At 69.9% G+C, this 23,021-nt stretch carries 27 protein-coding genes; 13 read left to right on the forward strand and 14 right to left on the reverse strand.

The window, feature by feature from the left end:
- Nucleotides 1-27 precede the first annotated feature (27 nt).
- Nucleotides 28-678, reverse strand: a complete 651-nt coding sequence (locus ACLQ28_RS31705; protein WP_425689971.1) for an HAD family hydrolase — start codon at nucleotides 676-678, stop codon at nucleotides 28-30.
- Nucleotides 679-797: 119 nt separating this feature from the next.
- Nucleotides 798-1,541, reverse strand: a complete 744-nt coding sequence (locus ACLQ28_RS31710; protein ID WP_425689972.1) for a neutral zinc metallopeptidase — start codon at nucleotides 1,539-1,541, stop codon at nucleotides 798-800.
- A 146-nt stretch (nucleotides 1,542-1,687) separates the two neighbouring features.
- Between ACLQ28_RS31710 and ACLQ28_RS31715 the strand changes: the two genes are divergently transcribed.
- Nucleotides 1,688-1,927: a hypothetical protein gene (locus ACLQ28_RS31715; RefSeq protein ID WP_425689934.1), complete on the forward strand. Its 240-nt coding sequence runs from the start codon at nucleotides 1,688-1,690 to the stop codon at nucleotides 1,925-1,927.
- 4 nt (nucleotides 1,928-1,931) lie between these two features.
- On the opposite strand, the gene ACLQ28_RS31720 is transcribed toward ACLQ28_RS31715, so the two are convergent.
- The 3 genes from ACLQ28_RS31720 to ACLQ28_RS31730 all read right to left on the reverse strand — a co-directional run bounded on the left by ACLQ28_RS31720 (nucleotide 1,932) and on the right by ACLQ28_RS31730 (nucleotide 3,664).
- Nucleotides 1,932-2,150 (reverse strand): hypothetical protein, encoded by a 219-nt coding sequence (locus ACLQ28_RS31720; RefSeq protein WP_425689935.1) that lies wholly within the window; start codon nucleotides 2,148-2,150, stop codon nucleotides 1,932-1,934.
- A 158-nt stretch (nucleotides 2,151-2,308) separates the two neighbouring features.
- Nucleotides 2,309-2,533: a winged helix-turn-helix domain-containing protein gene (locus ACLQ28_RS31725; RefSeq protein ID WP_425689973.1), complete on the reverse strand. Its 225-nt coding sequence runs from the start codon at nucleotides 2,531-2,533 to the stop codon at nucleotides 2,309-2,311.
- Nucleotides 2,534-3,064: 531 nt separating this feature from the next.
- Nucleotides 3,065-3,664 carry a TetR/AcrR family transcriptional regulator gene (locus tag ACLQ28_RS31730; RefSeq protein ID WP_425689936.1) on the reverse strand — a complete coding sequence of 200 codons (600 nt, stop codon included), beginning with the start codon at nucleotides 3,662-3,664 and terminating at the stop codon, nucleotides 3,065-3,067.
- 91 nt (nucleotides 3,665-3,755) lie between these two features.
- Here ACLQ28_RS31730 and ACLQ28_RS31735 point away from each other — a divergent pair, with 91 nt between their 5' ends.
- Together ACLQ28_RS31735 and ACLQ28_RS31740 are read left to right on the forward strand one after the other, a co-directional pair.
- Nucleotides 3,756-4,724: an NADP-dependent oxidoreductase gene (locus ACLQ28_RS31735; protein WP_425689937.1), complete on the forward strand. Its 969-nt coding sequence runs from the start codon at nucleotides 3,756-3,758 to the stop codon at nucleotides 4,722-4,724.
- Nucleotides 4,725-4,790: 66 nt separating this feature from the next.
- The gene (locus ACLQ28_RS31740) at nucleotides 4,791-5,153 is read left to right on the forward strand and encodes a DUF4440 domain-containing protein (RefSeq protein ID WP_425689938.1); all 363 of its coding nucleotides are present in this window, start codon (nucleotides 4,791-4,793) and stop codon (nucleotides 5,151-5,153) included.
- A gap of 542 nt (nucleotides 5,154-5,695) precedes the next feature.
- Here the strand turns inward: ACLQ28_RS31740 and ACLQ28_RS31745 are convergent.
- The 4 genes from ACLQ28_RS31745 to ACLQ28_RS31760 form a co-directional block, all read right to left on the reverse strand.
- Complete coding sequence (locus ACLQ28_RS31745; protein WP_425689939.1) at nucleotides 5,696-6,304, reverse strand: hypothetical protein; 609 nt, start codon at nucleotides 6,302-6,304, stop codon at nucleotides 5,696-5,698.
- A 390-nt stretch (nucleotides 6,305-6,694) separates the two neighbouring features.
- Nucleotides 6,695-7,756: an ABC transporter permease gene (locus ACLQ28_RS31750; RefSeq protein ID WP_425689940.1), complete on the reverse strand. Its 1,062-nt coding sequence runs from the start codon at nucleotides 7,754-7,756 to the stop codon at nucleotides 6,695-6,697.
- Nucleotides 7,753-8,673, reverse strand: coding sequence for an ABC transporter ATP-binding protein (locus tag ACLQ28_RS31755; RefSeq protein WP_425689941.1), 921 nt, complete (start codon nucleotides 8,671-8,673; stop codon nucleotides 7,753-7,755). The genes ACLQ28_RS31750 and ACLQ28_RS31755 overlap by 4 nt, the downstream gene beginning before the upstream one ends.
- Entirely contained in the window at nucleotides 8,670-9,131 is a 462-nt protein-coding gene (locus tag ACLQ28_RS31760; RefSeq protein ID WP_425689942.1) for a GntR family transcriptional regulator, read from the reverse strand. The genes ACLQ28_RS31755 and ACLQ28_RS31760 overlap by 4 nt, the downstream gene beginning before the upstream one ends.
- A 96-nt stretch (nucleotides 9,132-9,227) precedes the next feature.
- Between ACLQ28_RS31760 and ACLQ28_RS31765 the strand changes: the two genes are divergently transcribed.
- Nucleotides 9,228-9,680, forward strand: coding sequence for a sigma factor (locus ACLQ28_RS31765; RefSeq protein WP_425689943.1), 453 nt, complete (start codon nucleotides 9,228-9,230; stop codon nucleotides 9,678-9,680).
- On the opposite strand, the gene ACLQ28_RS31770 is transcribed toward ACLQ28_RS31765, so the two are convergent.
- Nucleotides 9,598-10,599, reverse strand: a complete 1,002-nt coding sequence (locus ACLQ28_RS31770; RefSeq protein WP_425689944.1) for a LysR family transcriptional regulator — start codon at nucleotides 10,597-10,599, stop codon at nucleotides 9,598-9,600. The two genes, ACLQ28_RS31765 and ACLQ28_RS31770, sit on opposite strands and share 83 nt — an antisense overlap.
- 72 nt (nucleotides 10,600-10,671) lie before the next feature.
- On the opposite strand from ACLQ28_RS31770, the gene ACLQ28_RS31775 reads away from it, so the two are divergent.
- Complete coding sequence (locus tag ACLQ28_RS31775) at nucleotides 10,672-11,595, forward strand: EamA family transporter (protein WP_425689945.1); 924 nt, start codon at nucleotides 10,672-10,674, stop codon at nucleotides 11,593-11,595.
- Nucleotides 11,596-11,656: 61 nt separating this feature from the next.
- Here the strand turns inward: ACLQ28_RS31775 and ACLQ28_RS31780 are convergent, their stop codons facing one another.
- Both ACLQ28_RS31780 and ACLQ28_RS31785 read right to left on the reverse strand, forming a co-directional pair.
- On the reverse strand, nucleotides 11,657-12,130 hold the full coding sequence (locus ACLQ28_RS31780) for an alpha/beta fold hydrolase (RefSeq protein ID WP_425689946.1): 474 nt from the start codon (nucleotides 12,128-12,130) through the stop codon (nucleotides 11,657-11,659).
- 43 nt (nucleotides 12,131-12,173) lie between these two features.
- Nucleotides 12,174-13,274 carry a calcium:proton antiporter gene (locus tag ACLQ28_RS31785; protein ID WP_425689974.1) on the reverse strand — a complete coding sequence of 367 codons (1,101 nt, stop codon included), beginning with the start codon at nucleotides 13,272-13,274 and terminating at the stop codon, nucleotides 12,174-12,176.
- 89 nt (nucleotides 13,275-13,363) lie between these two features.
- Between ACLQ28_RS31785 and ACLQ28_RS31790 the strand changes: the two genes are divergently transcribed.
- Genes ACLQ28_RS31790 through ACLQ28_RS31800 form a run of 3 tightly spaced genes read left to right on the forward strand, consistent with a single transcriptional unit; the run spans nucleotide 13,364 to nucleotide 14,753 of the window.
- Complete coding sequence (locus tag ACLQ28_RS31790; RefSeq protein WP_425689947.1) at nucleotides 13,364-13,726, forward strand: metalloregulator ArsR/SmtB family transcription factor; 363 nt, start codon at nucleotides 13,364-13,366, stop codon at nucleotides 13,724-13,726.
- Nucleotides 13,723-14,241, forward strand: coding sequence for an SRPBCC family protein (locus ACLQ28_RS31795; protein ID WP_425689948.1), 519 nt, complete (start codon nucleotides 13,723-13,725; stop codon nucleotides 14,239-14,241). Before ACLQ28_RS31790 ends, ACLQ28_RS31795 begins: the two co-directional genes overlap by 4 nt.
- 32 nt (nucleotides 14,242-14,273) lie before the next feature.
- Nucleotides 14,274-14,753 carry a DUF5946 family protein gene (locus ACLQ28_RS31800; protein WP_425689949.1) on the forward strand — a complete coding sequence of 160 codons (480 nt, stop codon included), beginning with the start codon at nucleotides 14,274-14,276 and terminating at the stop codon, nucleotides 14,751-14,753.
- 37 nt (nucleotides 14,754-14,790) lie between these two features.
- Here the strand turns inward: ACLQ28_RS31800 and mug are convergent, their stop codons facing one another.
- Complete coding sequence (gene mug, locus ACLQ28_RS31805; RefSeq protein ID WP_425689950.1) at nucleotides 14,791-15,363, reverse strand: G/U mismatch-specific DNA glycosylase; 573 nt, start codon at nucleotides 15,361-15,363, stop codon at nucleotides 14,791-14,793.
- 74 nt (nucleotides 15,364-15,437) lie between these two features.
- On the opposite strand from mug, the gene ACLQ28_RS31810 reads away from it, so the two are divergent.
- The 5 genes from ACLQ28_RS31810 (at nucleotide 15,438) to ACLQ28_RS31830 (ending at nucleotide 22,006) form a co-directional block, all read left to right on the forward strand.
- Nucleotides 15,438-16,178, forward strand: a complete 741-nt coding sequence (locus ACLQ28_RS31810) for an SAM-dependent methyltransferase (protein ID WP_425689951.1) — start codon at nucleotides 15,438-15,440, stop codon at nucleotides 16,176-16,178.
- Nucleotides 16,179-16,222: 44 nt separating this feature from the next.
- Nucleotides 16,223-16,525: a hypothetical protein gene (locus ACLQ28_RS31815; protein WP_425689952.1), complete on the forward strand. Its 303-nt coding sequence runs from the start codon at nucleotides 16,223-16,225 to the stop codon at nucleotides 16,523-16,525.
- Between the two features lie 117 nt (nucleotides 16,526-16,642).
- Entirely contained in the window at nucleotides 16,643-17,371 is a 729-nt protein-coding gene (locus tag ACLQ28_RS31820; protein ID WP_425689953.1) for an alpha/beta fold hydrolase, read from the forward strand.
- Nucleotides 17,372-17,881: 510 nt separating this feature from the next.
- A complete protein-coding gene (locus tag ACLQ28_RS31825) occupies nucleotides 17,882-19,087 on the forward strand; it encodes a ThuA domain-containing protein (protein ID WP_425689954.1) in 1,206 nt (401 codons plus the stop codon).
- Between the two features lie 87 nt (nucleotides 19,088-19,174).
- Nucleotides 19,175-22,006, forward strand: coding sequence for a PQQ-dependent sugar dehydrogenase (locus tag ACLQ28_RS31830; RefSeq protein ID WP_425689955.1), 2,832 nt, complete (start codon nucleotides 19,175-19,177; stop codon nucleotides 22,004-22,006).
- Between the two features lie 54 nt (nucleotides 22,007-22,060).
- Here ACLQ28_RS31830 and ACLQ28_RS31835 read toward each other — a convergent pair whose 3' ends face one another.
- The gene (locus ACLQ28_RS31835) at nucleotides 22,061-23,005 is read right to left on the reverse strand and encodes an acyltransferase domain-containing protein (RefSeq protein WP_425689956.1); all 945 of its coding nucleotides are present in this window, start codon (nucleotides 23,003-23,005) and stop codon (nucleotides 22,061-22,063) included.
- Nucleotides 23,006-23,021 lie beyond the last annotated feature (16 nt).

Here is a 23,021-nt window from a genome sequence, read left to right on the forward strand (position 1 = left end):
GGCCCCTCTTTCTAGGCTGCGTCCCGGCTAGGCTGCGGCCCGGTCGGCCAGCAGGGCCGAGAGCAACTCCAGGTCCACGCCGGTCAGGCTCTCCAACTGGTGTACGCCGACAGTGCTCGGAAGTGGCACCTCCGCCGGTACGGCCAGCACCGCCGCGCCGGACGCGAGCGCGCTGGCCACCCCGGTCGGTGAGTCCTCGATCGCCACGCAACGCTCGATCGGCACGCCCAGCAGCCGGGCCGCCGTCAGGTAGGGCTCGGGGTGTGGCTTCGCGGCCACCACCTCGTCGCCGCAGACCACCGTGTCGAAGTTGTCCCGGCCCAGGGTGTCCAGGGCGATCTCGACCAGCGCCCGAGGGCTGGAGGTGACCAGCGCGCTGGGGATCGCCGCGGCACGGACCGCACGCAGCAGGGCGAACGCGCCCGGCCGCCAGCGCAGACCGGAGCGGAACAGCTCCAGGATCCGGGCGTTGATCCACGCCGCGCTGATCTCCGGATCCCGTTCGGGCTGCCCCAGGTCGTCGTGCAGGATTCGCATCGACTCGGCCATGCTGGTGCCGATGATCGACCGACGGGCGTCGGCGGAAAGCTCCCCGCCGTACTCCCGCGCGAGTTCCTGCAGCGCGACATCCCACAGCTTCTCGCTGTCGACGAGCGTGCCGTCCATGTCGAAGAGCACGGCGGCGGGGTGATGGCTGCTCAGCGGATCCTCCAGGGTCGTGGCGACACCGGCGATCCTGCCAGGCCCAGGCACCGCCGGTGACCGCGATGGGCACCGACGTGATCCGGGCAACCCGCTCAACCCAGGTCGCAGGCCTCCAGTGAACGCTCGTAGCCGCGGAAGAACGAGTCGGTACGCTGCTCGGCGGTGCCGTGCGAGCCCTCCGCGAACCACGGCTGGTCCGGGTCGTCGCCGACCGCCGCCACCCCCTCGCGGAACTCGTCCAGGTCGCCTTCGGCGAGGGTCAGGGCACCGGAACGCACCGAGTCGCCGAGGTACGCCCCGGCCATGCAGTCGGCCTGCAACTCCTGCTGGATGGTGAAGCTGTAGTTGATGCCGAGCCGCACCTGGATGCCATGGGCGTACTCGTGGCCGAGCAGGTAGAACACGAACGCGTCGCCGACCTGGCGGAACGCCCCCACTGACCACGCGACGTCGTACGCGATGAAGTCGCCCTGCGAGCAGTAGACCGCGTTGTTGCGGGGCAGCGGCTGGCCGCCACAGGACACCTCGCCCGCCCGCTGGTACGGGGTGATCCGCCGGATCGGTTGGAACCGCTGCCCGGACGCCTTGAACTGGGCCGCCCAGTACCGCTCGGCGATCGCCTGCGCGTCGGCGACGTCCTGCTCGAACTCGGCGACGCTTGTGGTGCTGTCGGCCCGGGTGGTGTCCGCCCCCGGAGATGCCTGCGACACCTCCGGTGCCGGGCGTTCGCCCTCCGGCCCGGCCACCCGACCGCCGCCGCAGGCGAGCGACAGCAGTGCGGCGATCAGGAGGCCCGCCAACGGGCCTCGGGCGTTGCGTCCCGACCGTGCCCCCACTGTGCCCTCCCCTGGCGTCGGTGCTGCGCTGCGCACTCCCCCGACGATACGACCGCCGCGCACCAGTTCCACGTGCGCCGGCGCCGGATGGTTCACGGCACTGGTGCCCTACGGCCAGAATGACCCGGGGCGGGTGAAGCTGTCCGGTGAGGAGGGTCGTGGTGGGCTGCACGCTCGTCCTGCTGATCTGGTCGTCGCTGTGGCCGCACCGGCCGCTGGACCGGATCCGTTTCGACCTGGCCGCCCACCCGCCCGGCCCGGAGTGCGCGCTGCGGTGGACGCTCACCACGGACGGGGAGGTGCCGGGTGAGAGCACGCTCGGGTACCTGCGGCACCGGCTGAACTACCTGATCAATGACCGGCTCCGCCACTCCTACGGTCAGTGACCCGTCAGCCGCTGGAGTCGCGGCCGCGCTGCCAGGTGTCGCCTTGGTCGCCGTGTCGCTCGGTTTCGTAGCGCTGCTGCCGGCCGCGGGCATCCCGACCAGCCGTGCGGTCGTCGCCCCCAACCTCCCCCACCCCTGGCCCCCGCCCTCGCCAAACCACAACCCCGTACGCGGCACCAGCCACCACCGCGAAAACTCCGACCACGACCCAGACGACCGTCATGCCCGCCAACCTAACCCGACCCCACCACCCACCACCCGCCCGTTGATCGTGGAGTTGCCGCCTTCGATGCCCGTGGTCACCGACGGCCCCACACCCGGAGACGCAGCCGGTGGGCGCTGCCAGAGCAGTGGCCGCACATGGGTTACCGCTGGTCGGAGCTACTCCGCTACGTAGACACCAGAGCCGGGCACGCCTACGACCAAACCGCGCGCCTTGAGTGTGTCGACTGCTCGGGCGACCGTCCGCCTGGCCGACCCGTACTCCTCGGCCAGCGCATCGTAGGTCGGCAAACGCGACCCGCGCGAAAACTCCCCGGTACCGATGCGGCGGGCCAGGTCGTCTGTGATCTCTCGCGCAGAGTGCGGGATGGGCACGGGCGCCATGGTGCCGCCTACCCGGACCGGCACTGTTGACACGCCTGGCACTGGTTGCCTTGCTTGCACTACTGGCACTAGATTGCGAGGGGCAAGGCGTGGCCCGTGGTGGACAGCGAGTCGGTGCGAGCCGCTGCCGATCGATGGGGCGTCCCGACTCCGGGCAAGGAGCGGGGCGCCCCGCTCCTTGCCGTACGGAGGTGGTTGCCGATGCTGTCCGAAGAAGAGCCGATGCAGGTACCAGTCAATGCCGATGCGTGGCGGTGGCCGGTCCGGACCGACCGGATCGAGTACGGCGAATGTAGCGACGCGCTGTCCCCAAGCCAGCTCTTCGGAGAAGTCACTTCCCGGACCCGCCAAGACCCAGCTTAGAACTCCACCGTTTATCTTGAGCCAGCCGATCAGCTGGATTTGTCGTGCAGCGATGTTGTGTTATGGCCATGTCCATGACGTTGTCGATCGGGTGCAGCCGAAGGCCCAGCCGAGAACAGTCCCCGGAGACGTTTGCAGGCATTTGCGGTCAGACCCTGTTTGACGGCGTCAAAGAGTGGGCGGTGGCGGGTGGGGCAGCGGGTGGGCGCCTTCTGGGCGTAGGCCGTCGAAGATGATGGCAAGGTATCGCTGCCACAGGTCGGGCGAGGCGTCCGACACGTAGCTGGTGACGTAGTTGGGCGCACACATCAGCAGGATGACGTCGGCGCCGGTGACGTCGGCCCGCACGGCGCCGTGTTCACGAGCCCGGTCGACAAGCTTGTGCACGGAGTGGAACATCTGCTCGCGGGCCCTGGTGACGTTCGCGTTCAGTTCGCCGGCTTCCTGCAGGAACGACAGGTCGCGTTGCCGTTGTTGGTCTGCGGCGATGGTGAGGAACTCCAGCAGCGCGGCGCCCGGGTCCGCCGCGTCGAGCAACTGTTCGCCGACGGCGTTGAGCGCGTCAATCCGATCGAGGACGATCGCGGCGAGCAGGTCATCCTTCGTGGCGAAGTGACGGAACAGGGTGCCCTTGCCGAGACCGGCCCGGCGGGCGATGTCGGCTACCGAGACGTCAAGGCCACGCTCCGCGAACTCATCGGCGGCGGCTGCCAGTAGCAGCCGTCGGTTGCGGGCGGCGTCGGCACGCAACGGGCGGGTCGAGGTCACGTTGCCACCCTAGCAAGTTGACCGCGCGGTCCGTTTATTGCTAGCTTCGCGACCGATAACATGACCGCCCGGTCCGTTTATGGAGGAACGCATGAAGGCAGTTGTCGTGACCGGCTACGGGCCGCCCGAGCAATACACCGTGGGGGACGTGCCGGTGCCCCAGCCTGGGCCGGGGCAGATCCAGGTCCGGATCGCCGCCGCCTCGATCAACCCGGCGGACGTCCGGCTGCCCAGCGGGGACTTCCGCGACGTCGTGCCGCTGGGGTTTCCACACGTACCCGGCAACGACTTCGCCGGCACGGTCAGCGAGGTTGGCGCTGGCGTGACGCCCTATCAGGTGGGCGACGAGATCTTCGGTCAGGCTGTGCCGCGGGCGCTGCGGGCGATGGCCGGTGCGACCCGGCCGTCGCTGAGCACCGGCTCGCTGGCCGAGTACGCGGTCTTCGAGGCCGATACCCCGTTCCTGGCGCATCGCCCGGTCGGCCTCGACATCGAGCAGGCGGCCGCGCTGCCCACCGTCGGCCTGACCGCACGGGCACTTATGGCCACCGCCAGAGTGCAGCCCGGCGAAACCGTCCTGGTCGTCGGCGCTACCGGCGGCGTCGGAACCGCCGTGATCCCGCTGCTGGCCGCCGCGAAGGCGCGGGTGATCGCCACGGCGACCGCCACTGACGCCGCCATTCTGCGAGCTCTCGGCGCCGATGAGACCACCGGGTACGCGGAATCCGGGTACCCCTCCGACGTCGACGTCGCCTTCAACCTGACCCTGCCGAGTGACCACCTCGCCGGAGTGGCTGACGCCATCCGCCCAGGCGGACGGCTCCTCACGATCACCTACCCGGTACCGCAGCAGGAGTGGATCGGCCGCGACGACGTCGGTCTGCATTTCGTGCTGGACATGGACGGCGCGTTAGGCGGGATGCGGGAAGTCGGTGAACTGGCAATCCGCGGAAAACTACCGGCCACGATCGGCCGCCGCTACACCCTCGACCAGGGCGCTCAGGCATGCGTCGACTTCGTCCGCCGGCATACGACCGGCAAGCTCGTCGTCACCATGTGAATCACACTGCCATTCGGCGCTTCTCGGCAATCTGACCGTCGACGACCCACGCGACAGGACCCTCACGTGACAGCTGACATCCGCCAACTCCGGCAAGCATTCGACGACGCCGAATTGCATGCCGACACTGACCGTTTGAACGCCCTGCTGGCGGATGACTTCGTGTCCATCGGCGAGCGGGGCTACCTGCTGGACAAACGACAGTGGATCGACCGACACGCTGACTTCGCCTACCTGTCCCTGACGACAACCGAAATCGACGTGCGCCGCTACGACCGCGCCGCGATCGTGCGCTGCGTCCAGCGCAGCCGGGCGACCTGGCGAGGTGAAGTGATGACACTGACAGTCCGACTGAGTCAGGTATGGATCGAACTACCCGACGGATGGCGACTCGCCGGCATCCAGTTCAGTTCGCTCGACCCAGCCTGAACGCCTCATCCGCAATCCCGAGCCGACGCAGCGCTGTGCGCGTGAGTGAAACCGCTGCTCATCATGTATGGGTGGTGCGTCCGGTACGGCTATCGCGTAGTGCCCCATGCGCTGCGGCAAGCAGTTCTCGGAGCTCGGTGACCTGCCGGGTGAGTTCCCGGTTGCGGCGGTGCGCAGCCTCAAGGCGGCGAACCAAGCTGGCTTCGCTCGTGCGCTGGCGGGTGGGGACGGCGACGCTTGTGGATCGGTTGTTGATATCGCGCAGCCGTTCCACTGCTGCTCGGACGTCAGGCTGGCTGTATAGCCAGGCCCGGCTCACCTTTGCCACCGCGGCGACCTTGGCGTACCCAGCTTCTCCTGCCGTGATGAACACAGCGCGACTGCGGTGTCCACGACAAAGGATGAAGCAACTCAGACGGCCCGTCGCGGACAAACTGTCCGACGATCCCTGACTAGAGATAACACTCCCAAGCGTTGTCTTGACACAGAGGGGAGCCAGATGCGTTCACCGTGCCCGATGTCCGACGCTGCCCGGGCGTTCATCAGTGCAGAAGCCGTTGCGCCCAATAGACCTGGCCGTCGGGACCCACGCCGATCAGGGCAATCAGCAGGTCTTCCACTGCCGCGGGTGCCGTAGCCACCATTTGCTCAGGCGGTGTTCCCGGCCGCGCCGCGTGGAGCACGGTCTGAAACGTCACCGGTGATGCGTCTGCCGACGACACGAAGATGGCACTGCCCGAACTCCAGAACGACCCATTGATCTCCCGCGTGCCGACGCCTCGCAGCCACGGGTAACGCTTCTGCGCGATGTCGAGAGATCCGTCCAACCCTGTACCGACGTCGTCGGGCAGGGCCGAGGTCACCGCGATGAAGCCAGGCATGAGACCAGTGCGCTTGTCCAACAGAACGATCCGAAAGGAACTGTCCCTCTGCGGGTTTGGCGGTCGAGTCCAGGTGACGCGCCCGAGGAAGATCTGGTCGCCGTCACGGGCTACCTCCGCGTTGACCGGTTTGAGCGCGGCGTCTGCTGTCGCCTGGTCAACGAGCTGAAGCGTCGCTTGGGCGCTCAGCACGTCAGGCCCATACGGCGGCCGGTTGTGCCACCAGCGCCAGCCAACCACGCCGGCAATTCCGGCGAGGAGGATCGCCACGCCCAGAATCAGACCCGCCCGCCGCTTCACACCGGCAGTAGAGCACAGCATGTCGAATGCTCATCGACAATGCCCGTCAACTCCGCACATGGGGACTCCGGTCGCCTGCCGTGGCCTACGGCCGTCACCCTCGCGTCTCGGCCGTGCCGGTCGCTAGCGGGGGCCAGGCGGGGCGAGCCATCGCGGCGAGCGAGGCGGCCGGGCCGACGGGGTAGCGCGCTCAACTCCGCCATGAGCGCGCATCGCGGCTACTTGATCGGACAGCGCGTCGTCGTCAAGATGGTCGGCCGGCGTACCGGCCGACCATCTCCGTTCGGGTTTCCGCATCGATATCGTCCTGCGGCACGGCGCGATCATCGCCGAGGGGTGCGCCACTTCGGTGGCTGAGGGTCAGCCCACGCTGAGATTGGTGCGGCGGACGATTATCCAGACGGCAGCGAGGGCCACCGCGGTCAGGCCCAGGTAGCCGGTCGCGACGATCAGGTGGAATTCGGGGATCCGGCTGCCCGGCTGGTACTGCAGGTGCTGCACGAGTTGGTTGTCGGCGAAGCAGGAGAGCATCTTGCCGCCATCGTTGTCGGGCGGGCAGAGGCGTTGCAGTTCGACGCCGCTGAGCTGGCGCCCGGAGGCGTCGAACGCGCCGGACGGACCCTCGATACCGAAGTCGATCATGCCGCCCCTGACGACCAGGTTGTTGTTGCCCGGCAGGCCGTCCGGCCTGCCCAACTGCCGGTGCGCGGACAGCGGCTCCATGAGGGTGGGGTAGCGCCACTGGACGAGGTAGTTCAGGCCGATGAAGCCCACGATCACGCCGAACACGGCGGGGAGCGTGCGTCTGATCGCGGCGCCGAGTGCGACGCCGATCGCGAACCAGGCGATGCTGATGACCGCCGGCAGCATCCCGGTGTTCAGAAACGGCAGGTATCCGAACAGGCTTCCCGGACTGACCAGGGTCATCGTCCGCTGCAGGTGGTCGCTGACCCCGGCGACGGCTGCGGTCACCGCCGCCACGAACAGGCCGAGCATGCCCAGCTTGGTCCACAACCAGCGCTGCGGGGAGACGTCCTGACTCCAGGCCAGCAGCAGGGTCCGCTGCTCGTGTTCCCTGGACAGCACCGGAACGCCGATGAACACGCCGATCAACAGCGGCATGTACTGCGCCAGCGTGGACAGGGCACTGAAGGTGATGACCAGGGGCGCTGTCCCTCTGAGCCGCACGCCCTGCGGGGAGTTGTCCGGGCAGAACGTCTCGTGGCACTGGTGCCACAGGTCCGTCAGTTCCATCGACAGGTAGGTCATCCAGCCCAACAGGACCGCGGCCAAGACGAGCGTGCCGATCAGGGCCCAGCGGTGCTGACGCCAGGTCAGCCACAGCAGACCGCGGATGCCCCCGGCGGACCCGAGGTCGTCCTCGCGCTTGCTGGGGGCGGGCACGTGGGTGACCGGGCTCATGCTGCTGTCTCCAGATCACGGTGCACCGTGGACGACGCCTTCAGGTAGGTCAGGATCAGCTCGTCCAGGCTGACGCGCTGGGCAGTCCAGCCGGGAGCGACGACGCCGTGCGCCGCCGGTGACGCCGGCTGCCGGAGGACGAACGTGGACTGACGGTCGGTGTGCTGCGCCTGGACGATCGCGCCCGGGCCCGGTGGCTGGTCCGCGCGGGGCCCGGTCAGCCGCACGTGGCTGTCGAGCAGATCCTCGACATCGCCGGTGAGCACGGGCCGGCCCGCGTCGAGCAGCAGCAGATGGTCACCGACGCCACTGAGCTCGGCGATGATGTGGGTCGACAGCATGATCGTCATGTCGCTCTCGGCGGCCTCCGCCATGAGTTCGCCGGTCACCTCGGTGCGGGCCACCGGGTCCAGGTTGGCGAGGGGCTCGTCCAACAGCAGCACCGCCGGACGGGAGCCCAGGGCGACCGCCAGCGCGACCTGCGCCCGCTGCCCGCCGGACAGCTTGCCGCAGCGACGGTCCAGCGGAATGTCGAAGCGCTGAAGCCACGACAGCGCCCGCCGCTGGTCCCACACCCGGTTCATCGACCGTCCGAAGCGGAGCATGTCCGACACGCTGAAGTCCCGGTACAGCGGCTTGTCCTGGGCCAGGATCGCGACCCGGCTCCCGGCGGAGCCGCCCGCGTCGGTGGACCTGCCCTTCACCACCGGTCGGCCGTGCACCAGCAGCGAGCCGCAGGTGGCCGCCAACGTACCGGCGATGATGCTCATCAGCGTCGACTTGCCCGCGCCGTTGGCGCCGACCAGCGAGATGATGCGGTTGGCGGGCAGTTGGAAGCTGCACTCGCGCAGCGCCCACACGTTGCCGTAACGCTTGCTCACGTCCCGTGCTTCGACGGCGAAGGTCGGGCCGCTCATGCTGCGCCATTCTTCTGCGGGAACGCTGCGCCCGGCGCCGGTTCCCCCTGCGGCTGGCCGTTGCCGGCCTGCGCCCTGTGCACCGACTTCTCCATGATCACCGAGGCGAGTAGCGCCTGGACGTCCTCGTCCTCCAGACCCGCGCCGCGGGCCTGGCCGAGCCAGCGGGCCAGGCCGCTGCGCAAACGGGCCATGACATGAGGATCCGCGTGGCCGAGCGTTCCGCTGACGAAGGTGCCCGCCCCCTGCCGCGCCTCCACCAGGCCGGACAGCTCCAGCTCCCGGTAGGCCTTCAGCACCGTGGTCGGGTTGACCGTGCACGTGGTCACCACGCTGCGCACGGTGGGAAGCTGATCCCCGGGCTGCAGCGTCCCCATCCGCAGCCCCTCGCGTACCTGCCTGACCAGCTGCGCGTATGCGGGGACGCTGCTGGACCGGTCGACATGAAAGTTGATCACCTGATGGTCCTCCTTTCCGCTCCGGCACCGATTGATTCGGTCAAGTAGAACACCAGTCAACTAGCATGGCAAGGACCTGCCGGAGCGGCTGGCGGCGTGCGGCCGGTGTTGGACGGCGTCGAGGACCTGGCCGGCCGACCGGTGCCTCACCTGCCCGTCGAGGACCTGCTGCGCGAACTGGCACCGCAGGTTCTCGACGCGCTGGTACGCCGCTACGGGCACTTCGACACCGTCGAGAACGCGGTGCAGGAGGCGCTGATCGCCGCGGCGGACCATTGGCCGCGCGACGGCGTACCGGAAAATCCGCAGGGCTGGCTGATCACCGTCGCGTCTCGCCGGCTGACCGACCTGCTGCGCCGCGAGCAGGCCCGGATGCGGCGGGAGGACACGGTGGCCCGGTGGGCGCTGCCGGAGCAGTGGCGCGCACCGCCGGCCGATCGCGCACCGCCGGATGCCGACGACACGCTCATCCTGCTGTTTCTGTGCTGCCACCCGGCACTGTCACCGGCGTCGCAGATCGGGGGTCGAAGCACGTACGTGAGGCGATGATCGGCGGAAGCTGTCCACGGGGGACGCCGGCCGGCCCGCTCAGCTCCGCCAGGAGGGCGTCCACCGCGGGCCGTTGCGGCGTGCCGCCGAGGGCGCGGGTGACCGCGAAGATGCGTCGCTCGGTGACCGGCTCGACCAGTGGCTCCACGTGCACCCCCGGTGGCACGTGGCGCAGCGCCAGCTCCGGCACCAGCGCGGCGCCCAGCCCGGCCGCGACGAGGTCCAGCGTGAGCGCGAAGTCGACGGCACGGTGCCGGATGTCCGGCTCGAAGCCGGCGAGCCGGCACGCGTGCAATGTGGACCGCAGGCACGGCGTGTGCTCGGCGCTGGCAATCCATGGCACGTCGCGCAGCTCGCTCAGCCGGCCGGTGCGACGGCGCCACCCGACCGGAGTGATCAGGTGCATCGGGTCGGTGGTGACCGGATGCCGGTTCAGGTCGTCGACCAGCGGCGCGGGCACGTGGTCGTACTCCTGCAGCACCACCACATCGAGGGTGCCGGAGCGCAGGTCGAGGCGGCTCTGCTGGTCTTCGGCCTCGATTACCCGCACGTCCAGCTCCGGGTGCTTCGCCCGCACGCGGGCGGCGGCGGGTGCCAACAGCGCGCCGGCCGCGGACGCGAAGGCGCCGACCCGCACCGTGCCGCTGACCCCGTGGCGGAGCGCGGCGAGCCCGGCCACCGCCTGCTCCACCGCGCCCAGCACGTCCCTCGCGTGGCTGGCCAGCACCTGGCCGGCCGGGGTGAGGACGATTCCGCGCCCGGCCCGCTCGACCAGCTCGTGCCCGGCCTCTCGGGACAGCTGAACGAGCTGCTGGGAGACCGCCGACGGAGTCACGTGCAGCGCCGCGGCGGCGGCGGTGACGCTGCCGCGCAGCGCGACCTCGTGCAGCACGCGGAGCCGGCGTACGTCAAGATTCATGTAGCCACGCTACATCAGCAATGAAGAACGTTGAACTGGTCCTTAAGCGTTGTCTCGGGCAACGTAGCCGGCATGAAAGCATCGCACCGACTTCTCGCCGTGCTCGTCGCCGCCATCTGGGGCGTCAACTTCGTCGTCATCGAGCTGGGCCTGCGTGACCTGCCGCCGCTCGTGCTGACTGCGCTGCGCTTCGTCGCGGCGGCGGTGCCGCTGGTCTTCCTGGTGCCGCGCCCCAGCGCCCGGCTTCGCTACGTGGTCGCCTACGGGCTGGTGCTCGGCGTCCTGAAGTTCGGCGCGCTGTTCACGGCGCTCGCGGCTGGCATGTCGGCCGGTATGGCCTCGCTGGTGCTGCAGGCGCAGGCGCTGATGTCGGTGCTGCTGGCGGCGGCGGTGCTGGGCGAGCGGCCGACGCGGGCGCAGGTGGCCGGCGTGCTGGTCGGATCGGTCGGGATCGGCTTGCTGACGATCGGCAGCGGCGGCCACGCCTCCGTGATCGGCTTCGTGCTGACGCTCTTCGCGGCGGCCAGCTGGGCCCTGGCAAACCTGGTCATGCGGGCCAGCGGCGAGACGCGACCGCTCTCGCTGCTGGTCTGGTCGAGCCTGGTGCCGCCGTTGCCGCTGCTCGGCCTGGCCGGCGTGGTCGACGGCGGACAGGCGGTGCTGGATGCGATCACCGGCCTGTCGTGGCGCGGGCTGCTCGCCGTGGCGTACGTCGCGTACGTGTCGACCCTCGTCGGCTTCGGGATCTGGAACCGGCTGATCGCCCAGTACTCAATCGCGAGGGTGGCGCCGTTCAGCCTCCTGGTGCCGGTCTTCGGGCTCAGCGCGGCGTGGCTGCTGCTCGACGAGCCCGCCGGCCCGACGGAGCTGGCCGCAGCCGCGACCGTCCTCGCCGGGCTGGCGCTGGTGATCCGGCGTTCCAGAGCGGACCGCAACAACGCCACGGCTGCGAGCGAGGGTCGCGAGCCCGATTACGCCCCAGCCGCGGCTGCCTAGTCCGCGGCTACGACACCTCGGCGCGCTGATTACGGCATGAGCGTGCGGGAGGCGTGCCGGTTCAGGAGTTGGGGCGCCGTTCTTTCTCCGCCGACTCCGACTCGTCCAGGAACGCGTCGATTGCTTGCCGGAACACGCCCGGTTGTTCCAGCCACGGGTAATGCCCACACCGAGCGATCACCTCGACACGGCCGGCAGGAAACCGCGTCGCCAGCGCCTTTACCGGCGCGAGTCCGGTCAGGCAGTCATCTGCCCCCGCTATGACCAACACGGGTGCGGCAAGCGCACCGATCCGAGCGGCAAGGTCGCCCGGAGGTTCGACACTGAAGTAGGCCTTGACAGCCGCCAGACCCCACCGGCCGACCATCGCGTGCGCCTGCTCCGCCGGCCCCCACGCTGCGTACCCCATCGGCGCGACGCGCTGATGCCACGCGTTGAACACTTCGTCGTTACTCAGGTCCGGCCCGGCCTCCGACGCGGCGACGGCAGCATCGAACGCCGACTCCCCGCGACGTCGCGCGATCAACGCGACCACGTCGGACGGCGTGTCGACAAGGCGGGAGTTGGTGACGGCGGGGTCAGGGGCTGGCGGCCAGGAAGACGAAGGCGGCCAGCAACACCAGGTGTACGCCACTCTGCAACACGTTGGCCCGGCCCGGCACGACGGTCAGCACCGAGGTCACCGCGGTCAGCGCGAGCAGTGCGAGCTGGGTGCCGCCGAGGCCGAGCAGCAGTGGGCCGTCCAGCCAGATTGAGGCGATCGCGATGGCCGGGATGGTCAGGCCGATGCTGGCCATTGCGGAGCCGAGGGCGAGGTTCAGGCTGATCTGCACCCGGTCGCGGCGGGCGGCACGGGCGGCGGCCAGGGTCTCCGGCAGCAGCACCAGCAGCGCGATGATCACGCCGACGAACGCGTGCGGCAGGTTCGCCGCGGCCACCCCGGCCTCGATGGTCGGTGAGACGGTCTTGGCGTCGCCGACCACGGCGACGAGCGCCACCAGCAGCAGGCCCAGGCTGACCAACGCCGCACGGGTCGTCGGCGGTTTGGCGTGCTCCTCGGCGTCGATCACCCGGCCCTGACTGTCGACCGGCAGGAAGTAGTCGCGGTGCCGGCCGGTCTGCACGAGCACGAACAGCCCGTACAGCGCCAGCGACACGACGGCGGCGAAGGTGAGCTGGGCCGGGCTAAACTCCGGGCCGGGCCGGGCCGTGGTGAAGGTCGGAATGACCAGACTCAGGGTGGCCAGGGTGATCACGGTGGCCAGCGCCCCGCCGGTGCCCTCCGGGTTGAACACGGCGACGCGGCGGCGTAGCGCCCCGAGCAGCAGGGACAGGCCGAGTATCCCGTTACAGGTGATCATGACAGCGGCGAAGACGGTGTCGCGGGCGAGCGACTGGGTCTTCTCCGGCCCGCTGATCATCAACGTGACGATGAGGGCGACCTCGATCACGGTGACCGCGACGGCGAGCACCAGTGACCCGTACGGCTCCCCCACCCGGTGGGCGACCACCTCCGCGTGGTGCACGGCGGCGAGCACCGCACCACCCAGCAGGACCGCGACCACCACGATGATCGGCCCGGGCAGGTTCCGCCCCCAGGTCACGATCAGCACCAGGACAGCGAGCACGGGTACGGCGACGGTCCAGTCGGTCACGCGGGAACGAAGCAGGGCGGCCATGCCGTACAGACTGCCAGGCCAGCTGATCATGTGCCCACCATCGACGCAGCAGGACGCCAAACCCGTAACTCATAGGTTACGCTTCCGAAGTGGACGAGGTGGCCACCGCGATCGCGGACCCGGTACGACGGCAGATCCTCACCCTGCTGCGCGACGAACCACTTGCCGCCGGCGCCATCGCCCGGCGGTTTGCGATCAGCCGGCCGGCGATCAGCCGCCACCTACGCGTGCTGCGCGAGAGCGGCCTGGTCCGCGACGAGTTGGTCGGCCGCAGGAGGATCTACCGCCTCGACCCCGGCCCGCTCGCCCCGCTTGTCGACTGGCTCGCCGGGCTGGTCACCCCCGACCGGTGGGAGCGGCACCTCGACGCACTGGAGACCGAGGTCTATCGAACCCGCCGAGAGCGCCGCAGCAGCGGCCCGGTGGAGCACCGAAGGGAGCACACGGCATGACTCGTACACCCGCTGGACGCCTGTTTCGCACCGCCACCGGCCACGACCTCGTCCTCACCCGGACGTTCCGCGCCCCGGCCGCGGACGTCTGGGCGAGCCTGACCGAGTCGGAGCGAACGGCTCGCTGGTTCGGCCCCTGGGAAGGCGACGCCGCGCCCGGACGGACCATCCGGGTCCAGATGGCGCACGAGGAGCAGCAGCCCTGGTGTGAGGTCCACATCGACGCGTGCGAGCCCCAGCAGCGCCTCGCCGTGTCGATGATCGACAGCTACGGCACCTGGTTGCTGGAAATGTCGCTGACCGAGACCGACGGGAGCACCGAGCTGCGGTTCGTCCAGCACCTGACCGACCTGGAGGGCGTCGCCGAGGTGGGCGCCGGTTGGGAGTACTACCTGGACATGCTGGTTGCCTCCCGGGACGGCTCACCCCGGCCCGAGTTCGACGAGTACCACCCCGCCATGAAGCCCTACTACCAGGGGCTCGCCGGGCAGCTGGTGGACGAGGGCCGGCAGTGAGGGGCAGCAGGTCACCGCGAGGAGGGGCGCCCGTGCACGCGCGTTGCCCTGAGTGCGGAGGGGCGTTGCCGGCGACCGGCGACTGCTGGACGCGGCTGCTCGAGCTGCTCGAGATCGAGACCCGCGTGCTACCCGCTCTCGAACCGGAGGCGGGGATGCGTGCGCACTTCTTCGCCGTGGCCACGTACCAGCTTCAGCATCCGTCCCGGCTCACGCGCGAGACGCTCGACCGCCTGCACGCAGCGGTCGACGAGATGACCGGTCCCGGCGCGCCTCCGATCGCGCACCTGCGCCGCGAGATGGGCCGCTTCGCGGCCGGCTCGCGGAAGGTCACCCGGTCGGCGCCGCCAGCTGATCGTTCGCACATCGACAAGCGCTGGCCGGTGTCGTGGTCGGTCACGGCCCAGGACGTCACAAAGCGACCGGAGTCGGAGTATCCCGACGCTGTCGGCCGCTGGGCGGTCGCGACGCTCGCCGACCTCCGTGTCGCGCTGGCCGCCACGTCACGGTGAGTCGTCACCAGTGCGACAACGGATCCATCAGGTACGGCTACCCGGGGTCGAGTTCCCGCCGCAGCCTGGCGAACTCGGCGGTCAACGCCGGCAGGGGGAAGTGCGCGTTCAGGCCGCTGGGGTTGGGCAGCACCCACACCCGGGCCGGGCCCAGCCGACCCGGCTGCGGACCTAGCCCGGCCTTCGGCCGGACAAAGGCGATCCGGTACGCGGTCACCCCGAGGATCGCGACCCACCGCGGCCGGTACCGCTCGGCCTTCACCGCCAACCCCGTGACCCCGGCCACCAGCTCCGCCGACGTCAACTCGTCGGCGCGGGCGGTGGCCCGGTTGCTCAGGCTGGTGATGCCCAGGCCGTGGCGCAGCAACTCGTCGTGTTCCCACGGGCGCAGCTCCCGGTCGGTGAAGCCGCCACCGTGCAGGGCCGGCCAGAACCGGCTGCCCTTACGGGCGAAGGGCAGCCCTACGGCGGCGGAGTAGAGACCCGGGTTGAAACCACAGAACAGCACCCGCAGGTCAGGGCCGATGACATCCGCCAAGCCCCGACCGGCCGCCGCCGCAACCTCCTGCGGGGTCGGCCGCCGGAAGGGCCCCGACCTCTGCGCGTCCACCGCACTGATCCTGCCGTACGCCCGGGTGCCGGACCCGACACCTGCCGACGATCACGGTTTGGCACCCTCAACGGATGCCAACCGACCACCTCGCCGCCAGCCGCTACGCGCGGATGCGCTGGAACACCCCCCTGTCGCAGGAGCACGCGGCGTTGCTGCTGCAACGACTCGACGTCCGCCCCGGCGCGCGCGTACTCGATCTGGGTTGCGGTTGGGGTGAGCTGCTGCTGCGGGCGGTCGCCGCCGGAGGCGTGTCCGGCCCGGTCGCGACGAGGGGCGTCGGCGTCGACACCGACGATGCCGCCCTCGCCCGGGGGCGGCGGCTGGCCGTGGGTCGGTCGCTGAATCGGCACGTCGCCTTCGTCATGGGGGACGTCGCGGCGTGGCAGGAGCCCGCCGACCGGGTCCTCTGCATCGGCTCGGCACACGCCTTCGGCGGCACCGGTGCCGCCCTCGACGCGCTCGCCAGCGTGGTCCGGCCCGGGGGAAGGCTGCTGTTCGGTGACGCGTACTGGGACCGACCCCCGACGTCGGAGGTCGAGCAGATCTTCGGCCCGGAGGTCGTGACCCTCCCCGGGCTGATCGAGGCCGCACGGGAACGGGGCTGGCGGCTGCTGCACCTGAGCACCGCCGACCAACGGGAGTGGGACGACTTCGAATCCACCTGGCTCGCGGGCCGCCAGGAGTGGCTGCTGACGTACCCGGAGGATCCCCGCGCGGCCGACGTCCGCACGGAACTCGACGACCGGTTGCGCCAGTACGTCGGCGGCTACCGGGGCATCCTCGGTCTCGCCTACCTCGTCCTCGGTCGGTGACGGGCGGCCATTGATGCCGCTGGCTACGCTGCGCGTGGCTCGGTATGGCCTGCTGGCTCGTCCCCGCCGCCCTCGGCTTCGCGCTCTTCCTCGTCTTCGCCCTCCTGCTGGGTGCCTTCGGCGCCGCCACCGGCGACATCTGGGCGGGCATCGGCTTCCACGTCGCCTTCCAGACGGTCGCCCAGCTCTTCGGTGACGTGGGGGCCGTCTTCGAGGTGACCGGGTCGGACGTTCTGGGCGTCGTGGCGATGGGGGCCATACCGTTCTCGGTCGGCTGGCTCATCATCCGACGTCTGTACCGGGACCGCCTGAACTGGCAGACCCTCGAAGCGAACGCGGCACGTTGACGGTCCCGGCCCTCGCTATTCGGCCCACCGACCCAACCGCCGTAGGGAAGAGTGTCAAGTGAGAACTGTCGTCGGCGGTTGAGCGGTGGCACCGCGTCATCGCATGCGGAGGTCCAGATGAGTGGGGTGTCCCCGAACGAGCCCGCCCGTAATGTCGTACTGGTCCACGGCGCCTACGCCGACGGCTCCTCCTGGTCGGACGTCATCCCCCTCCTCCAACGGGCCGGGTTGACCGTCACCGCCGTGCAGAACCCACTGACCACCCTGGCTGAGGACGTCGCCGCCACCAACCGCGCCCTCGACCGCCAGGACGGGCCGACGGTGCTGGTGGGGCACTCCTGGGCGGGCACGGTCATCAGCGATGCCGGCAACCATCCGTTGGTCACCGCGCTGGTGTACGTCGCCGCCCGCGCGCCGGACGCCGGCGAGGACTACACCGCGCTCGCGGCGAAGTACCCGACGCCGCCAGCGAACGCCGGTCTCGTCCACCACGACGGGTACGCGCAGCTGAGCGAGAGCGCCTTCCTCGACGACTTCGCGGGTGGGGTCGACGAAGCCCGGGCACGCACCCTGTACGCGGCACAGGGGCCGATCGCCGACGACCTCTTCAAGGGCCGTACGACGACCGCCGCGTGGCGTGACAAGCCCTGCTACTACTCGATCTCGTCCCAGGACCGCACCACGGCGCCCGAGCTGGAACGGTTCCTGGCCGAGCGGATGGACGCGACGACGATCGAGGTCGACTCCTCGCACCTCGCCATGGTCACCCACCCGGAGGCGATCGCCGATCTCATCCTGATGGCCACGAGAGGCGCGCACGGTCCCGTACCGACCGGCCGGGCGTAGGCGGCGACGCTGACCGCCACCGCCGGTAGCGCCTGGGCCTCGCGACCTGCCGTGACGGGGGTGGCGGCGGAATGCGCCGCTCGGCCCCCCGCTTCACGTGGTGGGAGCCGACGAGCGCGGGCTTGACGGAGCCCAGACATCGGAGGTTTACTGCCTCAGCGATGCAAGTCGATGTGCCTCGATCATCCATTTTGGTCGATCGAGGTCGTCGGCGGTCCCATCGCGCATGGTCGTCGCCGTCGCGCCAGCCGTCTCCTGACGCTGCCGGTCTCGACTGTGCCGCTCCCCCCTCGGCGGGCGGGGAGCGCCGGAAGGACACCCGAGCACGGCGCAGCGTCGCGCACCCCCACACCCGACGATCCCACCGGGCGCGGCAACACCGCGCCACCCCACACCATCTCAGCCGAGCATCGGCGGCCCGGCTCCGTACCACCGCCAACCCGGCCCCGGCGAGTCCGCACGCCCAGCGACGCGCGCGCCCGGGTCGACGCTCAGCAGAGGAGCAAGAGCATGCGTTCCCGTTCCCGTTCCCGTTTGTTAGGTCTCATCACCGGCGTGGCCGTGTTGTTGGCCGGCCTGGTCGCCCTTCCGACGCAGGCTTCGGCGGCACCGCTGACCAAGGTCCTGGTGTTCAGCAAGACCGCCGGCTTCCGCCACTCGGCCATCCCCAACGGCATCGCCGCGATCCAGCAGCTCGGCTCGGCCAACGGCTTCACCGTGACCGCGACCGAGGACGCCGGCCAGTTCACCACCTCCAACCTGGCCCAGTACCAGGCGGTGGTCTTCATGTCGACGACCGGTGACGTCCTCAACGCCAGCCAGCAGACGGCATTCGAGTCGTACATCGCCGCCGGTGGTGGGTACGTCGGCGTGCACGCCGCCGCCGACACCGAGTACAGCTGGCCGTGGTACGGCAACCTGGTCGGCGCGTGGTTCGACTCGCACCCGGCGATCCAGACGGCGACGGTGAAGATCGAGGACCGGACCAACCCGTCCACCGCGCACCTCGGCACCACCTGGGTCCGCTCCGACGAGTGGTACAACTACCGCACCAACCCCCGGTCCAGCGCGCGGGTCCTGGCCAGCCTCGACGAGTCGTCGTACAGCGGCGGCAACATGAGCGGCGACCACCCGATCACCTGGTGCAAGGCCTACGGTGGCGGACGGGCGTGGTACACGGGCCTCGGGCACACCGAGGCGTCGTACACCGACCCGAACTTCACCCGGATGCTGCTCGGTGGCCTGCAGGTCGCCGCGGGTGCCGTGAGCGCCGACTGCTCGCCGCGCACGACGACTCCGCCGACGACTCCGCCGCCCACCCCCGCCGGCTCGACCCTGAAGGCCCGCGCCAACAACCAGTACGTGAGCGCGCCGAACGCCACCACCGCGCTGATCGCCAACAAGACCTCCGTCGGGACCAGCGAGCGGTTCGACCTGGTCAACCTGGCCAACGGCAACGTCGCGCTGCGCGCCAAGAGCAACGGGCAGTTCGTCGCGGCGGAGAACGCCGGGGCTTCCGCGCTGATCGCCAACCGGGCCAGCGCCGGCGCCTGGGAGACGTTCCAGCTCGTCCGCAACTCCGACGGCACGGTGAGCCTGCGGGCCACGGTGAACAACCGTTACGTCGCCGCTGACAACGGGGGTGCCTCCCCGCTGATCGCCAACCGGACCACCATCGGGCAGTGGGAGAAGTTCGACCTCGTCACCACCAGCTGATCGCGCCTCGACGCGCTCTTTCACCACCCCCACCTGGCCGTGGTGCGCCCCCGCACGCCCGGCCCTGGTCGTCGAGAAAGGACGATCATGCTTTCGAACCCCCGGCGCTGGTCCCGGGCACTCATCGCGGCGGTCACCACCGTCGCGAGCGTGACCCTGGCCGTGGCCGCACCGTCCACCGCTCAGGCGGTGGTCATCCCCGCCTCCGACTATCAGCAGGTCAAACTCGCCACCGGCTCCGCCGAGCTGGGTGAGGCCATGTCCCTGGCCGTGCTGCCCAACCGCTCGGTGCTGCACACCGCCCGCAACGGCGTCCTGCGGGTCACCGACGTGGCCGGCAACACCAAGACCTCCGGCACCCTGTCCGTCTACACCCACGACGAGGAGGGGTTGCAGGGCGTCGCCGTCGACCCCAACTTCGCCACCAACCGGTGGATCTACCTGTACTACTCGCCCACGTTGAGCACCCCGTCCGGGGACGCCCCGACCACCGGCTCGCAGTCCGACTGGGACCGGTGGAAGGGGCACCTGCGGCTGTCCCGGTTCACCCTCAACAGCGACGACACGCTCAACCTGAGCAGCGAGAAGATCGTGCTCCAGGTCGCCAACGACCGTGGGCAGTGCTGCCACGTCGGCGGCGACCTGGACTTCGACGCCGCCGGCAACCTGTACCTGACCACCGGCGACGACACCAACCCGTTCGAGTCGTCCGGCTACGCGCCACTCGACGAACGGACCAACCGCAACCCGCAGTTCGACGCCCAGCGCTCGGCCGGCAACACCAACGACCTGCGGGGCAAGCTGCTGCGGATCAAACCGCAGGCGGACGGCACGTACACCATCCCGTCGGGCAACCTGTTCGCCCCCGGCACGGCCAACACCCGTCCGGAGATCTACGCGATGGGGCTGCGCAACCCGTTCCGGATGAGCGTCGACAAGGCCACCGGCGTGGTCTACCTCGGCGACTACGGCCCCGACTCCGGGTCCACGAACTCCAGCCGTGGCCCCTCCGGTCAGGTCGAGTTCAACCGCATCGCGGCACCGGGCAACTTCGGCTGGCCGTACTGCACCGGCAGCAACACCAGCACCGAAACGTACAACGAATACACCTTCCCGTCCGGGCCGTCGCAGTCCAAGTACAACTGCACGGGTGGGCCGACCAACAACTCGTTCCGCAACACCGGTCTCGGCACGCTGCCCGCGGCGAAGCCGGCCTGGATCAAGTACGCCGGTGACTCCGGGTCGCCGTCGGAGTTCGGCAGCGGCTCGGAGTCCCCGATGGGCGGGCCGGTGTACCGGTACAACGCCTCGCTCAACTCCAGCATCAAGTTCCCGCAGTCGCTGGACGGCCAGTTCTTCGCCGGCGAGTACGGCCGCCGGTGGATCAAGCCGATCAAGGTCAACTCCGACGGCTCGCGCGGGGAGATCTCCAGCTTCCCGTGGTCCGGCACCCAGGTCATGGACATGGCCTTCGGCCCGGACGGCGCCCTGTACGTGCTGGACTACGGCACCGGCTCGAACAATCAGGCGCTCTTCCGGATCGAGTACATCGGTGGTGGTAACCGCAGCCCGATCGCGGTCGCCTCGGCCAACCCCACCTCGGGGTCGAACCCGCTGACCGTCAACTTCTCGTCGGCCGGCAGCTCCGACCCGGAGGGCGGCGCGCTGAGCTACCTGTGGACGTTCGGCGACGGCACCACGTCGACGGCGGCCAACCCGACGAAGACGTACACCACGAACGGCACCTACTCCCCCACCCTGAAGGTCACCGACCCGACCGGCCTGTCCGGCACGGCGAGCCTGGTCGTCACCGTGGGAAACACCGCTCCGACGGTGACGCTCACCTCTCCCACGGACGGGCAGCTGTTCACCTTCGGTGACACGGTGCCGTACCAGATCTCGGTGAGCGACCCGCAGGACGGCACGATCGACTGCTCCAAGGTGAGCCTGACCTACGCGTTGGGCCACGACAGCCACGCGCACCAGATCACCTCGAAGAACGGCTGCAGCGGCACGATCACCGTCCCGACCGACGGCGAGCACGACGCGGCGGCCAACATCTACGGTGTCTTCGACGCCGCCTACACCGACAATGGTGGGCTCACCACGCACAGCATCAAGACGCTGCAACCGAAGCACCGGCAGGGTGAGCACTTCACCGCGCAGTCCGGTGTCCAGGCCACCGACCACACCAACGCCGAGGGTGGCCGCACGGCCGGGTTCATCGAGAACAACGACTGGATCTCGTACCAGCCGTACAACCTGTCCAACGCGAACCGGTTCACCGCCCGGGTCTCCTCGGCCGGTGCCGGCGGCACCATCGAGGTCCGTGCCGGGTCCGCCACCGGCACCCTGCTGGGCACCGCCACCGTCCCGGTGACCGGTAGCTGGGAAACCTTCGTCGACGTCTCCACCGCCATCACCAGCCCGCCCGCCTCGACGACCACGCTCTACCTGGTCTTCAAGGGCGGCTCGGGCAACCTGTTCGACGTCGACGCGTTCACCTTCACCACCGGCACCACCACCCCCAGCGGGGGGATCACGCTGCGGGCGCAGGTCAACAACCAGTACGTGTCGGCGGTCGGCACCACCGCGCTGATCGCCAACAAGGCCAGCGTCGGCACGACCGAGCAGTTCGACCGGGTGGACGCCGGCAACGGCAACATCGCCCTCCGCTCGCGCGCCAACGGCCTGTACGTCTGCGCCGACAACGCGGGCGCGAATCCGTTGATCGCGAACCGCACGACGATCGGACCGTGGGAGACGTTCCAGATCATCAACAACTCGGACGGGACTGTCGGTCTGCGGGCTCTGGCGAACAACCAGATCGTGGCCGCCGAGAACGCCGGGGCGGGGTCGCTGATCGCCAACCGTACGACGGTCGGTTCCTGGGAGAGGTTCACCCTGGCCACCGGATGACGGGTGGTGGGCCCGGCCTGGTCAGTGATCAGGCCGGGCCCGCTGACCCGGTGGCTAGATCGGGAAGCGGCCGTGCCGCCAGTGCCAGTGCCGGCCGGCCTTGAGGTGGTCGACGATCGCGCGCTGGAGCACGGTGCGGCGGGGCAACTGGTCGAGCGGCGTGCTCAGGGTGCGGAACACGAAACGCAGCACCTCGACGTCGGCGTCCGGGCCGTCCTGCTCCTGGTAGGGGGCCAGCTCGAACATCTGCTGGAACCGGGCGATGTTGGAGCCTTCGGGTAGGTATTCCCGCAACTGCGGGTCGAGCAGCCACGAGCCGCAGGAGAACGCGGTGTAGGGCTCGTCGGGAAAGTGGCGCGGGAAGAACGCACGCGCATCGTCGAGCGACGCCGCGACCGCCTCCGGGGTCAGCGGTCCCGTATCGGGGACGTGCAGGCCGATGGCCCCGTCGCCACGGTGGTGTTGCAGCCGGCCCAGCTCGTAGACGCTGCCGCGTACGTGCAGCGTCAGCCAACTCTGCATGACCGGCCAGCCCTCGCGGTGCATCCGCCGGTCGATGGCGAGGTTGCGGCCCAGGTCCGCGAGGCTCAACCACGACACGTCATCTCCGATGCCGTGGTCGCGGTGGTAGCCCCGGGCGACGTCGACCAGCGCGAGGTACGCGTACACGTAGAGGTGCCGCCAGGCAGGTCCCCGATCGCGCGGCAGCTCCGGACCGGGCGACAGCCAGCCGTAGCCCCCGAGATCGGCGCGGACCAGGGCGATCGAGCGGTCGAGCAACCAGCGCAGCTCCGGAGTCCACAGTGGCGAATCGGGGTCGGGCCAGCCCGCCATGATCTCGGCGGCGTCATCCGGTCGCACCGCGAGCCGGTCGAGGATCGCGGGCGCGTCAGCCTTTGCGGGCAGCGGAGCCGACGGCCGGTCGCCGGCCAGGCGGTGCACCCGGTCAACGTCCTCGACGGGCACCCCGAGCCGGAGGGCGATGGCGTCCAGATCCACGGAGACGACCCTACCG

Source organism: Micromonospora sp. DT201 (genome assembly GCF_049841575.1).
Lineage (GTDB): Bacteria > Actinomycetota > Actinomycetes > Mycobacteriales > Micromonosporaceae > Micromonospora.

Coding starts and splice junctions, on each gene's coding strand:
- ACLQ28_RS31720 (WP_425689935.1), bottom strand. CDS start 2,150: ATGACGGTCGTCTGGGTCGTGGTCGGAGTTTTCGCGGTGGTGGCTGGT.
- ACLQ28_RS31725 (WP_425689973.1), bottom strand. CDS start 2,533: ATGGCGCCCGTGCCCATCCCGCACTCTGCGCGAGAGATCACAGACGAC.
- ACLQ28_RS31735 (WP_425689937.1), top strand. CDS start 3,756: ATGAAGGCAGTTGTCGTGACCGGCTACGGGCCGCCCGAGCAATACACC.
- ACLQ28_RS31750 (WP_425689940.1), bottom strand. CDS start 7,756: ATGAGCCCGGTCACCCACGTGCCCGCCCCCAGCAAGCGCGAGGACGAC.
- ACLQ28_RS31755 (WP_425689941.1), bottom strand. CDS start 8,673: ATGAGCGGCCCGACCTTCGCCGTCGAAGCACGGGACGTGAGCAAGCGT.
- ACLQ28_RS31770 (WP_425689944.1), bottom strand. CDS start 10,599: ATGAATCTTGACGTACGCCGGCTCCGCGTGCTGCACGAGGTCGCGCTG.
- ACLQ28_RS31775 (WP_425689945.1), top strand. CDS start 10,672: ATGAAAGCATCGCACCGACTTCTCGCCGTGCTCGTCGCCGCCATCTGG.
- ACLQ28_RS31785 (WP_425689974.1), bottom strand. CDS start 13,274: ATGGCCGCCCTGCTTCGTTCCCGCGTGACCGACTGGACCGTCGCCGTA.
- ACLQ28_RS31795 (WP_425689948.1), top strand. CDS start 13,723: ATGACTCGTACACCCGCTGGACGCCTGTTTCGCACCGCCACCGGCCAC.
- ACLQ28_RS31810 (WP_425689951.1), top strand. CDS start 15,438: ATGCCAACCGACCACCTCGCCGCCAGCCGCTACGCGCGGATGCGCTGG.
- ACLQ28_RS31815 (WP_425689952.1), top strand. CDS start 16,223: ATGGCCTGCTGGCTCGTCCCCGCCGCCCTCGGCTTCGCGCTCTTCCTC.
- ACLQ28_RS31820 (WP_425689953.1), top strand. CDS start 16,643: ATGAGTGGGGTGTCCCCGAACGAGCCCGCCCGTAATGTCGTACTGGTC.
- ACLQ28_RS31825 (WP_425689954.1), top strand. CDS start 17,882: ATGCGTTCCCGTTCCCGTTCCCGTTTGTTAGGTCTCATCACCGGCGTG.
- ACLQ28_RS31830 (WP_425689955.1), top strand. CDS start 19,175: ATGCTTTCGAACCCCCGGCGCTGGTCCCGGGCACTCATCGCGGCGGTC.